Genomic DNA, 15,881 nt, shown 5'->3' on the forward strand with positions numbered 1-15,881 from the left:
GATCACGAACCCACGGTGCCCCCGGACCCACCGGTAGGACAAGCAAATAGAAGCACACAGACCCGTAAGCAAAACTGAAAGATCATCAACGCGGGCGGCGACGGCTCAGCCGTCGTCCTCGTTGTCTTCCTCGTCGTCGTCTTGGGACTTCTTGCCGAGGGACTTGTAGTCGTCGATCTTCAGCTCGTCGTCCTGTTCGACGAGCGTCAGCCGATATCGCTCGGTGGTCTTCTTGTCCTGCTTCGTCACGAACTTGAGCTTGGCCTCGACCACGGCGCCCGAGGCGGTCACCGACACCACGTCCAGCGACTCCACGGTGTTCCAGAACCTCTTGTACGCCCGCGCCCCGCCGGACTTCTCGTGCGCGTTCGGCGTCATCATCGCCCACGCCGCGCTCACGTCGTCCGGCAGCAGGCCGTAGTAGTCCCGCACCGCGGCCTCGTAGTCCTCCGGCGCCGGTTCGCCTGCGGTCTGCTCCGCTTCCGACGTGGTGGCCGACGCCGTGGTGGTGTCCGACGTGGGCGCCGCGCCGGAGTTGTCGTCGTTGCCACCGCTCGACAACAGGCTCGCCACCAGGATGCCGACCAGCGCCGCCGCCACGATCGCCAGCACCGTCAGCACGATCGACCGCACTCGCGAGCCGCCGGGGTTCGCCGCGGGCCGTGGCGGGGGCGTCGGCGTCGGCTCGCGCATGACCGGGCCGCTCGGCGCCGGCTCCGCGAACGGGTTGACGTCCAGCCTGGTGCCGTCCTGCGCGGGCATCTGGCCGGGCATCTGGGCAGGCATCTGTGCGGGCATCTGGGCGGGCGGGGGTGGCGGCGTCGCCCACCTCGGCGGCGTTGCAGGCGGACGTGCCGGGAGCCGGTTGCCCGCGATGCGGTCGGTCGGCGCGGCGGCGGCGTGCAGCGTCGCCTGCCTGCCTTCGGCCACCGCGAGCAGGCTGTCCCTGGTCGTGGTCAGCGACGGGCGTTCCGACGGTTCGACCCGCAGCAGCTGCATCAGCAGCGCGGTCAGCGGGCCGGCCTGCCGGGGCGGGGTGATCTTCCCGGCCGCCACCGCGTACAGCAGCGCGAGGGTGTTCTCGCTCAGTCCGAACGGGGAGTGGCCCTCGATGGCCGTGTACAGGGTCGAGCCGAGCGAGAACACGTCCGCCGCGGGCTTCGGGTCCTCGCCCTTCGCGACCTCGGGTGCCAGGTACGCGGGGGTACCGGCGAGCATCCCGGTCGCGGTGACCGTCACGTCACCGGTGGCGCGGGAGATGCCGAAGTCGGTGATCTTCACCGTGCCGTCGTCGCCGAGCAGCACGTTCGCCGGTTTGATGTCGCGGTGCACGATGCCGGCGGCGTGGGCGGCGACCAGCGCCGACGCCACCTGCGCGCCGATCCGCGCGACCTCGGTGGGCGGCAGCGTGCCTTTTTCCGTCAGTACCGCCGCGAGACTCTTCGACGGCAGGTACTCCATGATCAGCCACGGGTCGCCGTCGTGTTCCGCGACGTCGTACACCGTGATGGCGTTGGGATGCGTCAGCCGTGCCGCGATCCGCCCTTCCCGCATACATCTTCGCCGGGCCTCCTCGGCCTGCGCGGCCGAGAGCCCTGGCTGCAGGAGGAGCTGCTTGACCGCGACCGTGCGGTGCAGCCGCTCGTCGTGCGCCTGCCACACGATGCCCATCGCACCACTGCCGATCTGGCGGCCCAGCTGGTAGCGGCCCGCGACGACGGCACCCTCGGACGTCATGGCCTGACCCCCCGAACCCGCACCATCAACCTGCTCCTCCAGTGGGAGGAGGTGGGTCATCGGGTGTCGACTGTGACGTGGTCGTCGTCGGCTCCGTGGTGGTCGTCGTCGTTGTCGTCGTGGTCGTCGTTGTCGTCGTGGTGGTCGTTGTCGTCGTCGTTGTCGTCGACTTCTTGGGCGGCGGCGCCGGCTTCTTCTCCGTCGTCGTCGGCACCGACGACGTGGTCAGCTCGGAGGTGGGCACGACCTCGGTCGACTGCGTCTGCTTCGTCTGGCTCGGGTCGGTGGTCGGCGTCTGGTTGTCGTCCCGGCCGGACATCAGGAACGCGACCGCCGCGATCACGGCCACCAGCGCCAGCCCGGCGCCCACCACGATCGGCGTCCGGGACCGCCTCGACGGCGGCGGCGGTGGCGCCACCCGCGCCGACCGCACGGCCCGGGTCCGGTCCTCGGTGCCGACCATCTGGGTGGCCGAGTCGCCGTAGTACCCGTCCCCGTAGTCGTCGTAGTCGTCGATCAGCTCGGTCTGACGAGTGCCTGCCGCCACGGCCAGCGGGATGTCCGGCACCTCGCCCATGGCGACCGCGTGCAGCAGGTCCCTGGTCCGCGACGTCGACGGCCGCTGCTCGGGCTCGGCCGCCAGCATCGCCACCAGCACACCGGTGAGCGGCCCGGCCAGCTGCGGCGGGTTGATCCGGCCCGCGGCGACCGCGTGCAGCAGCTGCAGCGTGTTCTCCGTCAGCCCGAACGGCGGCTCGCCCTCGACCGCCGCGTACAGCGTCGACCCGAGCGAGAACACGTCCGAGGCGGGGGTCGGGTCGTTGCCGACCGCGGACTCCGGCGCCAGGTACGCGGGAGTGCCCGCGATCATGCCGGTCTTGGTGACGGTCACGTCGTCGCTGGCGCGCGAGATGCCGAAGTCGGTGATCTTCACGGTGCCGTCGTCGCCGAGCAGGATGTTCCCCGGCTTGACGTCGCGGTGGACGATGCCCGCCGCGTGCGCCGCGGCCAGCGCGGCGGCCGACTGGGCGCCGATCCTGGCCACCTCGCGGGCCGGGAGCGGGCCACGCTCGGCCATCACCATCGCGAGGGACTTCGACGGCAGGTACTCCATGATCAGGCAGGGCGCGCCGTCCTCGTCGACCACGTCGAACACCGAGATCGCGTTCGGGTGGTGGAGACGGGCGGCGATCCGGCCCTCGCGCATGCACCTGGCGACGGCCTCGGCCTGCTCCTCCGGCGGGAGGCCGGGGGACAGCAGGAGCCTCTTGACGGCGACGGTGCGGTTCAGTCTTTCGTCGTGCGCCGTCCACACGACGCCCATCGCACCGGTTCCGATGCGTTGAACCAGGCGGTAACGGCCGGCGACCAGGCGACCTTCATCGGTCATTGCGCCGAGTCCCCCCTACCTGCAGGTGATCGGTGTACATGCCGACTCCGGGATTTTTTTGGGAACGGCTGTCTGGCCCCGCGTGCGCCAACCCGCACCAGGCTAGGCGTTCACTCTGCGCGCACGAACAGGGACCACATCGTGCGCATCGGAGCATGCTTGGTATTGCGGGCGGTATGAGCAGGGGGTCGCAGGTTACCGGTTCAGTTGCGTTGCGCTGACAGGAGCTGTGCCCCGACGATACGGCGGGGACTCTCCGCGACCGTGAGCAGTTGCTGGATGTGCAGGTGCCCGCCGCCGAGCAGGCGCATGCGCACGGTGGCGAGCACTCCGTCGGCCCGCTGGACCACGTCGAGCGAGTCGATCGCGACGACGAGGGACCAGGACCGCAGGAACTCGCCGAGGCCGCTGTTCAGCAGGTCGGGCGAGAGCAGCTGGAAGGCGGTGGCCGGTGCGTCCGGCAGGTTCTCGTAGAACGCGCGGACCAGCTCCAGGTCGCTCGCCGGGGCGGCCTCGGTGGCACCGGTGCCACCACTCGCGGTCGTGCCGTCCACCGGGGTGGTGGCCTCGCCGTCGGGTGCCGTCGTGGCCGGGGAGCTGCGTGGCGCGGCGGTGGCCTCCTCCACCGCGGTCGGAAGCCGCGGTGGCAGTGGTGCGGGGGTGCTCGAGGTCGGCAGCGTCCGGTCGATCCGGTCCGGAAGAAGTGCCTGGTCACCGGTGATCTGGAGCGCCGGTCTCGCCGAGGACTGCGGGTGTTCGCGCCGCTGCTGGGCGATCATCGACGACACCGTGACCGCACCGCACAGCACCGCGCTCGCCACCCCGATGCTCGCCAGCTTGGCGAACTGGGCGCCCCGTGCGGGCGGTCGGCGATGCGAAGCCGGGGTCACCACCGGGATCGTGTCGGTGATGTCGTCCGGCTCTGCTGGGGAGCTGTCCGTGCAGCGCGCTGGTGACGGCTGTCTTGTGAGGAGCTCCGTGACGGTCACCGAGCCGGCGCGTACGTGCCGCCGACCGGTCGTCAGACGGTCCACTGTGTGATGGCCTCCGTGCGTAGCGTTAGGGGCCACTGGTACTCCGGTCGGCGGTCCAGATGCCAGTCAATTCGACTGGATCACCCGAACGGTGTTGCTCGCCGCTGGGATCTTCACTCGAATGGAGTATGACTCGGATCACTGTGTAACCGAGTCGTCGGTGATCTTGGGGTCGCCACCCCACGTGAAGGTGAGCTGCCGCTGTTCGACGGTCTCCGTGCCGTCCTCGTGGACCACCTTGACCCGGGACGTGGTGATCCCCTGGTTGCGGTCGATGGTGATGTCCTGGACCTCGACGCGCCGCACGCCGCCGTAGCGCGCCTCGATGCCCTTCGCGCCCTCGCTGGCCATGCCACCGGTGGTCATCGCGTGCGCGGCCACCGGGTCCGACGTGACCAGCCGGAAGTACGCCTCCGTGCGGTCGCCCATCGCGGCCGGGTCCGTCGGGGTCACCGGGGCGGGACCGACGGTCCGCCGCACCGGCCTGTTCGGTGTGGCCGGCGAGCCTGCTGCGGCCGGGCCCTCGCTCGACGGCCCGGTCGGCGCGACCGACTCCACGCCGGTGGTGCTGCCGACGACCGTGTCCCTGGCCGGGCTGCTGCCCTGCGTCGGCGACGTGGTCGTCCTGGTGCCCGGGGTGGTGCGCGCCGTGGTGGGCGGCGTGCTTTCCGGCGGGTCGGACCTCGGATCCTCGTTGGGCAGCGGGGCGAGGGTGAGCGGCCCGGTCGGCAGGGCGGGGAGCGCGTCGATCATCGTGCTGTCCTGGACGGGGCGGCCCATCAGCTCGCTGGTCGCGACGGACAGGCCGAGGACGACCGCCGCGGACGTGCCGACGGCGAACCACGCGGCCTTGCGCCAGCTCCGCGGCGGCGTGACCGACGCGGGCACCGTGCCGAGGTCGAACTTGCGCAGACCGGTCGCGGGTGTCTCGGGCAGCGCGTGGACCACCGCGCCCGGCAGCGGGCCGGCGTCGAGCGCGCCGTGCGAGGGCGGGGCCACCGGCACGGTGTCGGCCAGCGGGTCCGGCGCGGCCGCCTGGGCCGGTACGTCACGGGCGACGATGGGTTCGCGAAGGAAGCTCGGTGGCGCGTCGTCGGCCCGGACGCGCCCGGAACCGCGCGACGCGGGCACCCTGCTGCCGGATCCACGGTGCCGCGACCGGGCCCACCCGGGCGGGTCGGCCGCCGTACGGGCCACGGGCACCTCGGGCGGTGGTGGGAACTGGGTGGGCCACCCCGGCCGGTTGCCGAGCACCTCGCTGCCAGGCCACGACGGCTGCCGGAACACGGTCGCCCCGTCGCGCCGCGCGTGGGCCGGGCCGGTGTCGGTCGGGCGCACGGTCGGTGTCCACGCCGCCCCCGTCGCGCCCCGACGGTGCCGCCCATGACGTTGCTCCTGGCTGTGCCAGCCCCCGCTTGTCATGACTGTGTGACTGCCCTCCCTCCGGCTCGTGACGCGATGCGACGAAACGATCACTAACCGCTCGTGTCGACGAACTGGAAGCACTCCGCCAGCCGTCCCTCACCCAGCCCGAACTGCTCCGCCGTGGCCGCGTGGTACTGCCGAAGCTCCTGCTCGATGGCCTCGCCGGCCGGGCCCGCCTGCGACGAGTGGGAACGCAGCGCGGCCATCTTCCTGTCGAACGCGCCGGTGATGTCGACGGCCTTGTCGCGCAGGCGTGGTGGCCCGTCGGCGAGCCACAGCTCACGCACGGTCCACGGCTCGAGGCCCTCCTCGTCGAGGAGGGACCGGTGGGCGTAGGGGTTGCGGGCGTCCGGGTAGACGGCCGCGAACGTGGCCTCGCCGACCGCGCGGTGGTCCGGGTGCGTGGTGGGCACGAAGTCCCAGTTGATCTCCGGCGACCAGGTGAGCACCCGGTCGGGGCGCACGCGGCGGATCACCCTGGCGATGTCGCGGCGTAGTTCCATCGACGGGGTGACGGCGCCGTCGGGGTAGCCGAGGAAGGTGAGGTCGCTGACCCCGACGTGCGCGGCGGCGGCCCGCTGCTCGGCCTCCCGCACCGCGGCCATGCCCGGCGAGCCGTCACCGCTGGCCTCGCCGGACGTGCATACGCAGTAGGAAACCTCGATCCCGGCCGACGTCCACACCGCGACCGTGCCGGCGGCGCCGAAGTCGACGTCGTCGGGATGAGCGGTGACCACCAGCGCCGACCGAACGTTCGCGGTACTCACCCTCGCCAGGGTAAGTGGTTGCGGTCGGTATGACGGGCCGGGTGCGCCTGTCCCCAACGTGTCACCCCGTCGAGTGAAGCGCGCACGCCCTGCGAGGTTCTACTCGCCGGTGCGGTACCGCTGCTGCGTCGACTGCAGTGCCTTCACGGCCACGCCGCCCGACCCGGCCGCGAGCAGGATCGCCAGCACGTCGGCGAACCCGGACCCGTTGGTGAGCGCCCACGCGAGCAGCGCACCAGCCGTGGTGACCCCGGCGACCGGCCACCGGCTGCGGACGTACTGCGCGATCGGGGTACCGCCCGCCCGCTTGGCGGCGGCGGAGTTGAGCATCGCCAGGTACCCGGCGTGCCCGAGGGCCGCCAGGACCGCCGCGATGGCGACGAGGATCGCGATCAGGTTGAGGACCATGCCACCAGTGTGCCCGCGTTCGGTGCGTGCCGGATCGGTGGGAACCCTGAGATTCGCAATGGTTATCTGCCCAGCGGTCCCCGGCCGAGCGCGAGCAGGGCCATCGCGAGCTTGCGGCCCTCCGGGCCCAGCTCCCGGTAGCGGGCGAGCACGTCCATCTCGCGGTTGACCACGATGCGGGTGCCGCCCGCGGCCATCCTGGCGGCGCCGATCCGCTGCGACACCTCGATCCTGCGTTTGACCAGCCGCAGCAGTTCGCCGTCGAGCCAGTCGATCTCCGTGCGCAGCTCGTCGATGTCCTGGCCGGTGTCCTGGTTGGCGTCCTGGCCGGCCTGCTTGTCGTCCGCTGAGGTGGAGGTGGGGGGCATGTCGTGTTCCTCGCTCATGTGGCGGATCCCCTTGGCCCCGAGCAAAAAGCCCCGGGTCCGAGGACTCCGGGGCTTCGATGGTTGTTCGCGCGCTAGGCAACCACGGGAGCCGGAGTCCGGATCCCGTAGAAAAACTCGAAGCTGCGGTTGCGCACACGGCGATTCTGCACCGCGGAGTCGATCCTGTCCACCCGGCCCCGCCTCGCGTCCGGATGTCGGTGCGCCCCGGTAACGTAGCCCGCATAATGAGCACTCTGTTCGAATTGCCATCCCAGATGTCCCCGCCGCCCCGTCGCAAGGCGGGGGCGGAGCTGCTCGACGGCCTCAACGACCAGCAGCAGCGTGCCGTTCGGCACGCCGGTTCCCCCCTGCTCGTGGTCGCGGGTGCCGGCTCTGGCAAGACGCGGGTGCTGACCAGACGCATCGCCTACCTGCTGGCCGAACGGGACACCCACCCCGGCCAGATCATGGCGATCACGTTCACCAACAAGGCCGCCGCCGAGATGCGCGAGCGCGTGGCCGAGCTGGTCGGCAGGCGCGCCAACGCCATGTGGGTGTCGACGTTCCACTCCATGTGCGTGCGGGTGCTGCGCCGCGAGGCCACCACACTGGGCATGAAGTCGAGCTTCTCGGTCTACGACGCGGACGACACGCGCAGGCTGATCACGCTCGTGTCCCGTGACCTGGACATCGACCCGAAGCGCTACACCGCGCGCGGCCTCGGCTCCGCCATCTCGAACCTGAAGAACGAGCTGATCGGCCCGGAGGCCGCGAAGGACAAGGCGGCCAACGACTTCGAGCGCCGCACCGCCGAGGTCTACGTCGAGTACCAGCGGCGCCTCGAGCTGGCCAACGCGTTCGACTTCGACGACCTGATCATGCGCACGGTCGAGCTGCTGCAGAACTTCCCCGCCGTCGCCGAGTACTACCGCCGCCGGTTCCGGCACGTGCTCGTCGACGAGTACCAGGACACCAACCACGCGCAGTACACGCTGGTCCGTGAGCTGGTGGGCACCGAGTCCGACGGCGTGGAGCCCGGCGAGCTGTGCGTGGTCGGCGACGCGGACCAGTCGATCTACGCGTTCCGCGGCGCGACCATCCGCAACATCGTGGAGTTCGAGCGGGACTACCCGCAGGCCACCACGATCATGCTGGAGCAGAACTACCGCTCGACGCAGACGATCCTGTCCGCGGCCAACGCGGTCATCTCGCGCAACCCCGGCCGGCGCGACAAGCGGCTGTGGACCGCGCTGGGCGACGGCGAGAAGGTCGTCGGCTACGTCGCCGACAACGACCACGACGAGGCCGCGTTCGTCGCGCGCGAGATCGACCGGCTGATGGATGACGGCGACGTCAAGTACAGCGACATCGCCGTCTTCTACCGCACCAACAACCAGTCCCGCGTGTTCGAGGAGATCTTCGTCCGCATGGGGCTGCCCTACCGCGTGGTCGGCGGCGTGCGGTTCTACGAGCGCAAGGAGGTCCGCGACGCGCTGGCCTACCTGCGGGTGCTCGCCAACCCGGAGGACGCGGTCAGCCTGCGGCGGATACTGAACGTGCCCAAGCGCGGCATCGGCGACCGTGCCGAGGCCTGCGTGTCCGCGCACGCCGACAAGCAGCGGATCTCGTTCAACGACGCGCTCCGGGACGCCGTGGCCGACAAGGTGCCGATGCTCAACCCCCGGTCCCGCAACGCGATCGCCGGGTTCGTCGAGCTGCTGGACGACCTGCGCGGGCTCGTCACCGACGGGCACGAGACGGCCGACATCCTGGAGTCGGTGCTGGAGCGCACCGGCTACCGCGCCGAGCTGGAGGCCTCCGACGACCCGCAGGACGAGACGCGGGTGGAGAACCTGACCGAGCTGGTCACGGTGGCCCGCGAGTTCGCGCACGAGCTGCCGCCGGAGGTCCCGGACGACGACGGTGCCACCGCCGCCGACGACGGCCTGGTCGAGCCGGGGTCGCTCGCCGCGTTCCTGGAGCGGGTGTCGCTGGTGGCCGACGCGGACCAGATCCCGGACGAGGACAGCGAGGCCACCGGCGTGGTCACACTGATGACGCTGCACACCGCGAAGGGCCTCGAGTACCCGGTCGTGTTCTGCACCGGCTGGGAGGACGGCGTGTTCCCGCACATGCGGGCGCTCGGCGACCCGACGGAGCTGGCTGAGGAGCGGCGTCTCGCGTACGTGGGCATCACGCGTGCGCAGCGGCAGCTGTACCTGTCCCGCGCGCTCGTGCGGTCCGCCTGGGGCCAGCCGATGACCAACCCGCCGTCCCGGTTCCTCGACGAGATCCCGGCGGAGCTCGTCGACTGGCGGCGGCTGCAGCCGGAGCGGTCCGCGCCGAGCGCGCCGACGACGGGCTGGGGCCGCCGGTCGTTCGGCGGTGGTGGGTCCGGTGGGCCCGCCGCGCCGTCGTTCGGCCCGGCGAGGGGCTGGAAGGACACCCCCGCGCTGTCGCTGGACATCGGCGACCGGGTCACGCACGACAAGTACGGTCTTGGCACCGTGGTGGCCACGGACGGCGTCGGCCCGCGGGCGACCGCCACGATCGATTTCGGCACCGCGGGCACGGTCCGCCTGATGCTGATCGGCAGCGTGCCCCTCCACAAGCTCTGATCCCACTTTCGGGTGATCCACACTTCTCATGGTCGAACGGGTGTGCGAAACTGTCGGTGCCATCCGGTTGACTACTCACCACGCGGGATCACCCAGGTCCCGCCTGGTGAGGCAGGGGGTCCTAGATGTGGACGAGGTGCTGTTCGGGGTGCTCGCCGAGAACATCGGCAGGTACCTGGACGGGGTCGACCGGCGCGCTGAGCACTCGGAGGAGCTGCGGCTGCTCGTCGCCGCGTGGCGGGCGCTGCTCGACCTCCACCGGCCCGAGGGGCGTCGAGGCGGCTGCGAGGGCTGCGCCCAGGCGCGCCGTCACAGGGGCGGCATGTGCAACGTCTGGCGGGTCGCCAACGCGTTCTTCGTCCGCCGCGGCTGAGTGGCTGGCGCAGCGGTGGCGCACCGTCCGCGCGCACACGGCGGCGCAGCACGTTGTCAGGGTCGTGCGAGGGGGTGGATCAGAGGACGATGCCGTGGTCGAGGAGCCACGTCCGCGGGTTGATCTTGCGGGTGCCCTCGTCCCAGACCTCGAAGTGGAGGTGGGGGCCGGTGGACTGGCCACGGTTGCCGATGCGGGCGATCTGCTCGCCTGCCTTGACCCGGTCGCCCTCGCTGACGGAGTAGTCCTGCATGTGGCCGTAGACGGTGATCGTGCCGTCGTCGTGCTGGATGCGGACCCAGAGGCCGAAGCCGCTGGCCGTGCCCGCCTCGATGACCACACCGTCGGCGGCCGCGTAGATCGGCGTGCCGATGCTGTTGGCGATGTCGATGCCGAGGTGACTGCCGCCCCAGCGGGCGCCGAAACCGGAGGTGAAACGCCCCTCCGCGGGCAGGGCGAACTTGGGTCGCTCCGCCTCGGCCCTGGCCGCCGCCGCGGCGGCGACACGGGCCTGGACGATCTGGTTGGTGGAGGCGATCTTCTGCGCCTCGACCGGGGCGGTGGACATCTTGGCCACCGTCAGGACTTCTGGCGCGGCGGCGGATGAGGAGCCACCGATGCCACCGCCGAGCTGGGCGGAGGCGTTCTTGCTGTCGGCAAGCGGAGTGACGTCGTCGGAGGAGGTCTGCCCGGCCTTGAGTGTCTGACCAGCAGCGGCGGCGGCGAACGCGCCAACAGCGACGGCGGCGACCACCACGCGACCGCGAAGCGCGGACGACGGCGGGTTCATCCGGTGCTGAGCGGAGCGGATCCGCGCAGCGCTGTTGCGTTCAGCCAACGCAGCGTCGAGCGCTGCGCACTCCCGTGTGTCGCCGCCGGGGGAGCGGTGTCGAGACAAGGCCTGCCCTTCCGTCTTCGGGGAGTCCGGATTCGACCTGCGCCTGGCTCGTTGGGGCCGAGCTGTCGGCGTGGACACCGGGCGGGGGATCCCGGTTGGTCGGAAACCTTGCGGTTGCCGTCCTGTCCAATTCGTGACCGGACCGTGACAACGGACCGCAGGAAGATAACGAAGGGGCACCACTGAGGGCAACTCCCGCAAAACAAGTCCGCCAAACGGGTGGCGGCCCAACCGTCGGTAACCAGGGCGAATGACTCAAAGTTAGCCGCAGGTTACATAAGCGGTGTGACCCACGGCACTGTTTAACGGGCGTCCGAGCAGCGCTGCGGGAGGAATCGGCAGGGCTTTCCGTGACCAAATCCAGCTACGGCGGAGACCACCCGCCGAGAAGGTTTGAGTCCTCGATCAGGCGAGCCGGCCGGACAGGGAGATCGCCGGAAAACCATCCGAAAGGCCCGGCAAACCGGAACGCTAGCGGCCCGGTCGGGCAGCCGCGGCTCCCACCCCGGGGAGCCCGGGACACCCGGCAGGGCCGCCCGGCGCCGGGCGGCCGACCAAGGCGGACCGCACCAGCGTGCGCAACCCACTACGGGCGATCCCCAGGCTGCCCGCACTCGGCTCGGGCGAGCAACGCGGGCAGGGCCCCGGTCAGCCCGCCGACACCTGGCCGTCGTGGGCGGGTGCCGGGGGTGCGTCGTTCGCCGACCGGAGGGTGGGCGCGCCATGTGCGGTGCGGGCAACCTTGCTAGCGTCTTCACACAATGACTGCGCGGACTCCATCGACGCTCGGTTCGGCCGATGGCCGGGAGCGTGGGACATCACAGGACGGCGCGGTCGACCGGCTCGGCTGGGCCGCCTCGCCTGCTCGCCTACGCATCGCCCTGCTTGTTTCGGTGCTCGGTGCAGCGTTGACGGTCGCCGGGGTGAGCCGGGGACTGGTCGCCGACTCGCCTGCCGCCGGTTTCGGCAGCGGGTTCCTTCTCGTGGTGCTCGCGGTCGCACCATCGGTGGCAGCGCTTCTCTTCGTGCTGTCCGGGCGGGCGCTCGTCGGCGCCGGGGTGCTCACCGGTGCCGCGTTGCTCGCGCCCGGGTTGCTGCTCGTCGACGCGCAGTTCCTCGTGGACGCGCTTCAGGCCGCTCGGCCCGAGGTGCTCGTGCCCACCTCGCTCGCCCCGCTCACCCCGAGCGCCGGTGCCTACCTGGTGCTCGCCGGGCATGTCGCGGCCGGGGTGGCCGGGCTGCTCGCCGCCGGGCGGGCCGGTGCCGATCCGGACTCCGACTACTTCGCCGCCCTGGACCGCACCATCTCCGTCTCCGCGCGGGGGGCGGCCATGGGGTGGGCGCTGGCCGCCGCGACCGTCAGCATCGCCGGGTTGTTCTTTCCGCCCTTCCGGTCCGACAACGCCTTCCTGCTCGGGAACGACCTCGTCGACAGCCCGGCACTCGTCCGGTACGGCGGGATCCTGCTCGCGTTGACGCTGCTCGTCGGTGGGGTCGCCGCCGCGGGGAACGCGCGGCCGCCCATCGCGCGCGGCATGGCCGTCGGGTTGTTCCTCGCGCTCGCCTGGCTCGCGGTGCCCCAGGTCTTCTCCGTCGCCGCCATCGATTGGCTGCACTTCGAGCGCGGTGGCGGGCTGCTGACGCTGGTGCCGCTCGGGGTGCTGGTCGCGATCATGTTCGTCCTCCGGGGTGACCGGGAGCCTGCCGGCGACCCCGCCGAGTTGCGGCTCGAGACCAGTCCGCTGCACCTCGTCACCGGCGTGCTCGGGGTCCTCGCCGGGGTCGCCGCGATCCTCGGCGCCATCGGGGCGCTGGTCGTCGTCGAAGGGGGCGCGGACCAGCCGGACAGCTACGCCAACCGGCAGCTCGTGCCGGCCGGGATCGTCGTCGTCGTGCTCGGTGCCGCGTTGTTCACGCGGTGGGCGGGGGCCGTGCGGCCCGCGTTCGTCGTGTCGCTCGGCGGCATCGCGCTGGTCGGGCTCGCCAGCCTCGACGCCGCGTTCACCGGGACCACCGTGCCCGGCACCGCGTTCAACATGCCGGTGGTCACCGCGCAGGTGCACGTCGGCGCCGGTGTCTGGTTCGCGGTCATCGCGATCGTGCTCGCCGCGTTCGCCGCGGTCGCCGCCACCGTCGCGGGTGGGGCGGAGCGGGACGACGTCGACGTGAGCGAGCGGAAGCTGCACACCCGCGTCGCCATCCCGGCCGGTGCCGCTGTCCTCTTCGCGGTCGGCGCCTTCGCCGCGCCGATGATCGTGGCCACCGACTTCACCGCACCGGGGATCTTCTCCGAGTTCCGGCTCGCCTCCTGGGGGCTGCTCACCGGGCTGGCGGTGGTGGCCGGGGCGGCCGCCGTCGCCGCCTTCGCCCGGCCCGCCAGAGCGGCCGGGTTGCTGTTCGGTGCCGCGGCCGTCGTCGGGGTGCACCTGCTGGAGCTGCCGATGACCGGGGACCGGGTCGCGGACGCGTCGGCGGGACAGGGCACCTGGTTGGCGCTCGCCTGTCTGGTCGCGCTCGTCGCCGGTGCGGTCACGGCCATGACCGACCGCACCGAGTGAGGGACCTCACGGACGCCGCCCGTCGACCCTAAGTCGCAGGTCGCTAGGGTCTTCTGCGTGCCGAACCCCCAAGTCGAGCCGTAGATACAGGAGACCGTCGTAGTGGATCTGTACGAGTACCAGGCGAAGGACCTCTTCGGGGCCCACGGCGTCCCGGTTCTGCCAGGGGACGTCGCCGACACTCCCGACGAGGCCGGCCGGATCGCCGCCGACCTCGGTCAGCGCGTCGTGGTCAAGGCGCAGGTGAAGACCGGGGGCCGGGGCAAGGCGGGCGGTGTCAAGCTCGCCGACGACCCCGAGGACACCAAGGTCAAGGCCGAGGCGATCCTGGGCCTGGACATCAAGGGCCACCTCGTGCGCCGTGTCCTGGTCGCGCCCGCGTCCGACATCGCGGAGGAGTACTACTTCTCCTTCCTGCTGGACCGCGCCAACCGCACCTTCCTCGCCATGGCGTCCGCGGAGGGCGGCGTGGACATCGAGCAGCTGGCCGTCGAGCGGCCAGACGCGCTCGCGAAGGTGCCGGTCGACGCCATCAAGGGCGTGGACCTGGCCAAGGCCAAGGAGATCCTGACCGCGGGCAAGTTCCCCGAGGCCATCGTCGACCAGGCCGCCGAGGTCGTCGTCAAGCTGTGGGAGACCTTCGTCAGCGAGGACGCCACGCTCGTCGAGGTGAACCCGCTGGTCCGCGACCCGCAGGACAAGATCATCGCTCTGGACGGCAAGGTCACGCTCGACGAGAACGCGTCCTTCCGCCACCCCGGCCACGCCGACCTCGTCGACGTCGCCGCCGAGGACCCGCTCGAGGCGGCGGCCAAGGCCAAGGACCTCAACTACGTCAAGCTCGACGGCCAGGTCGGCATCATCGGCAACGGCGCGGGCCTCGTCATGTCGACCCTCGACGTCGTCGCCTACGCCGGTGAGGAGTTCGGCGGCATGAAGCCGGCCAACTTCCTCGACATCGGCGGTGGCGCGTCCGCGGAGGTCATGGCCAACGGCCTGGAGATCATCCTGGGCGACAACGACGTGAAGTCGGTCTTCGTCAACGTGTTCGGCGGCATCACCGCGTGCGACGCGGTCGCCAACGGTGTCGTGCAGGCGTTCCAGCTGCTGGAGTCGCGCGGCGAGCCCGTCAACAAGCCGATCGTGGTGCGCCTGGACGGCAACAACGCCGAGGAGGGCCGCCGCATCCTGACCGAGGCCGCCCTGACCGGCCTCGAGCAGGTCGACACCATGGACAACGCGGCACGCAAGGCCGCCGAGCTTGCCTCGAAGGGGGCCTGAGCCAGACATGGCTATCTTTCTGAACGAGGACAGCAAGATCATCGTCCAGGGCATGACCGGCGCCGAGGGCACCAAGCACACGCGCCGCATGCTCGCCTCCGGTGCCAACGTCGTCGGCGGTGTCAACGCGCGCAAGGCGGGCCAGAAGGCCGACTTCTCCGACGTCAGGGACGGCCTGACCCTGCCGGTGTTCGGCTCGGTCAGCGAGGCCATGGCCGAGACCGGCGCGGACGTGTCGGTCCTGTTCGTGCCGCCGAAGTTCGCCAAGGACGCGGTCGTCGAGGCCATCGACGCCGGCATCCCGCTCGCCGTCGTGATCACCGAGGGCATCCCGGTGCACGACACCGCCGCGTTCTGGGCGCACGCCTGTGCCACCGGCAACAAGACCCGGATCGTCGGCCCGAACTGCCCCGGCGTGATCAGCCCCGGCAAGTCGAACGCGGGCATCATCCCCGCCGACATCACCGGTCCCGGCCGCATCGGCCTGGTGTCGAAGTCCGGCACGCTGACCTACCAGATGATGTACGAGCTGTCCGACATCGGTTTCTCGACGGCCGTGGGCATCGGCGGTGACCCGATCATCGGCACCACGCACATCGACGCGCTCGCCGCGTTCGAGGCCGACCCGCAGACCGAGGTCATCGTCATGATCGGCGAGATCGGCGGCGACGCGGAGGAGCGGGCCGCGGCCTACATCGCCGAGCACGTCACCAAGCCGGTCGTCGGCTACGTCGCGGGCTTCACGGCTCCCGAGGGCAAGACGATGGGGCACGCGGGCGCGATCGTGTCCGGCTCGTCCGGTACCGCGCAGGCGAAGAAGGAAGCGCTGGAGGCCGCCGGTGTGAAGGTCGGCAAGACGCCGTCCGAGACGGCTGATCTGGCGCGCCGGCTCGTGGCCGCGAACGCCTGAGCCGACCGGCTGACAGTCATGTGACCGTGGGGCCGGACGCTGGTGTAGCGTCCGGCCCCACGATGGTCTGGTGCTCGGGGGAACCGCTTCGTACCGCCGGCCGTCGGAAGGTCT

13 protein-coding genes are annotated in these 15,881 nt (G+C 71.3%); 5 read left to right on the forward strand and 8 right to left on the reverse strand.

Translation table 11 applies throughout. The annotated features are described in order from the left end of the window. Positions 1-105: 105 nt before the first annotated feature. The 7 genes from ACFPCV_RS07480 to ACFPCV_RS07510 form a co-directional block, all read right to left on the reverse strand. On the reverse strand, positions 106-1,737 hold the full coding sequence (locus ACFPCV_RS07480; RefSeq protein ID WP_378055305.1) for a serine/threonine-protein kinase: 1,632 nt from the start codon (positions 1,735-1,737) through the stop codon (positions 106-108). A gap of 25 nt (positions 1,738-1,762) precedes the next feature. Continuing rightward, on the reverse strand, positions 1,763-3,127 hold the full coding sequence (locus ACFPCV_RS07485; RefSeq protein ID WP_378055306.1) for a serine/threonine-protein kinase: 1,365 nt from the start codon (positions 3,125-3,127) through the stop codon (positions 1,763-1,765). 203 nt (positions 3,128-3,330) lie between these two features. Continuing rightward, a complete protein-coding gene (locus ACFPCV_RS07490; RefSeq protein ID WP_378055307.1) occupies positions 3,331-4,017 on the reverse strand; it encodes a hypothetical protein in 687 nt (228 codons plus the stop codon). A gap of 282 nt (positions 4,018-4,299) precedes the next feature. After that, the gene (locus ACFPCV_RS07495; protein ID WP_378055308.1) at positions 4,300-5,499 is read right to left on the reverse strand and encodes a hypothetical protein; all 1,200 of its coding nucleotides are present in this window, start codon (positions 5,497-5,499) and stop codon (positions 4,300-4,302) included. A 137-nt stretch (positions 5,500-5,636) separates the two neighbouring features. Then, positions 5,637-6,353: a PIG-L deacetylase family protein gene (locus tag ACFPCV_RS07500; protein WP_378055309.1), complete on the reverse strand. Its 717-nt coding sequence runs from the start codon at positions 6,351-6,353 to the stop codon at positions 5,637-5,639. 99 nt (positions 6,354-6,452) lie between these two features. Beyond that, entirely contained in the window at positions 6,453-6,761 is a 309-nt protein-coding gene (locus tag ACFPCV_RS07505) for a hypothetical protein (RefSeq protein ID WP_378055310.1), read from the reverse strand. Between the two features lie 62 nt (positions 6,762-6,823). Further along, positions 6,824-7,129, reverse strand: a complete 306-nt coding sequence (locus ACFPCV_RS07510; protein WP_378055311.1) for a chorismate mutase — start codon at positions 7,127-7,129, stop codon at positions 6,824-6,826. 245 nt (positions 7,130-7,374) lie between these two features. Here ACFPCV_RS07510 and pcrA point away from each other — a divergent pair, with 245 nt between their 5' ends. Together pcrA and ACFPCV_RS07520 are read left to right on the forward strand one after the other, a co-directional pair. Further along, complete coding sequence (gene pcrA / locus ACFPCV_RS07515; protein WP_378055312.1) at positions 7,375-9,747, forward strand: DNA helicase PcrA; 2,373 nt, start codon at positions 7,375-7,377, stop codon at positions 9,745-9,747. Positions 9,748-9,853: 106 nt separating this feature from the next. Continuing rightward, positions 9,854-10,120: a hypothetical protein gene (locus ACFPCV_RS07520; protein ID WP_378055313.1), complete on the forward strand. Its 267-nt coding sequence runs from the start codon at positions 9,854-9,856 to the stop codon at positions 10,118-10,120. Positions 10,121-10,199: 79 nt separating this feature from the next. Here the strand turns inward: ACFPCV_RS07520 and ACFPCV_RS07525 are convergent, their stop codons facing one another. Beyond that, the gene (locus ACFPCV_RS07525) at positions 10,200-11,018 is read right to left on the reverse strand and encodes a M23 family metallopeptidase (RefSeq protein WP_378055314.1); all 819 of its coding nucleotides are present in this window, start codon (positions 11,016-11,018) and stop codon (positions 10,200-10,202) included. A gap of 761 nt (positions 11,019-11,779) precedes the next feature. On the opposite strand from ACFPCV_RS07525, the gene ACFPCV_RS07530 reads away from it, so the two are divergent. From ACFPCV_RS07530 to sucD, 3 genes are all read left to right on the forward strand, one after another. Further along, positions 11,780-13,576, forward strand: a complete 1,797-nt coding sequence (locus ACFPCV_RS07530; protein ID WP_378055315.1) for a hypothetical protein — start codon at positions 11,780-11,782, stop codon at positions 13,574-13,576. A 102-nt stretch (positions 13,577-13,678) separates the two neighbouring features. Further along, positions 13,679-14,857 (forward strand): ADP-forming succinate--CoA ligase subunit beta, encoded by a 1,179-nt coding sequence (gene sucC / locus ACFPCV_RS07535; RefSeq protein ID WP_378055316.1) that lies wholly within the window; start codon positions 13,679-13,681, stop codon positions 14,855-14,857. A 7-nt stretch (positions 14,858-14,864) separates the two neighbouring features. Continuing rightward, positions 14,865-15,767 (forward strand): succinate--CoA ligase subunit alpha, encoded by a 903-nt coding sequence (sucD, locus tag ACFPCV_RS07540; protein ID WP_378055317.1) that lies wholly within the window; start codon positions 14,865-14,867, stop codon positions 15,765-15,767. The last annotated feature ends 114 nt before the right edge of the window (positions 15,768-15,881 follow it).

It is taken from the genome of Actinophytocola glycyrrhizae, assembly GCF_042653545.1.
In the GTDB taxonomy this organism is placed as follows: domain Bacteria; phylum Actinomycetota; class Actinomycetes; order Mycobacteriales; family Pseudonocardiaceae; genus Actinophytocola; species Actinophytocola glycyrrhizae.

What these genes read in the sequence shown, in the direction of transcription:
- ACFPCV_RS07530 (WP_378055315.1), top strand. Translation starts at nt 11,780, where the DNA reads ATGACTGCGCGGACTCCATCGACGCTCGGTTCGGCCGATGGCCGGGAG.
- ACFPCV_RS07480 (WP_378055305.1), bottom strand. Translation starts at nt 1,737, where the DNA reads ATGACGTCCGAGGGTGCCGTCGTCGCGGGCCGCTACCAGCTGGGCCGC.
- ACFPCV_RS07510 (WP_378055311.1), bottom strand. Translation starts at nt 7,129, where the DNA reads ATGCCCCCCACCTCCACCTCAGCGGACGACAAGCAGGCCGGCCAGGAC.
- sucD (WP_378055317.1), top strand. Translation starts at nt 14,865, where the DNA reads ATGGCTATCTTTCTGAACGAGGACAGCAAGATCATCGTCCAGGGCATG.
- ACFPCV_RS07485 (WP_378055306.1), bottom strand. Translation starts at nt 3,127, where the DNA reads ATGACCGATGAAGGTCGCCTGGTCGCCGGCCGTTACCGCCTGGTTCAA.
- pcrA (WP_378055312.1), top strand. Translation starts at nt 7,375, where the DNA reads ATGAGCACTCTGTTCGAATTGCCATCCCAGATGTCCCCGCCGCCCCGT.
- ACFPCV_RS07505 (WP_378055310.1), bottom strand. Translation starts at nt 6,761, where the DNA reads ATGGTCCTCAACCTGATCGCGATCCTCGTCGCCATCGCGGCGGTCCTG.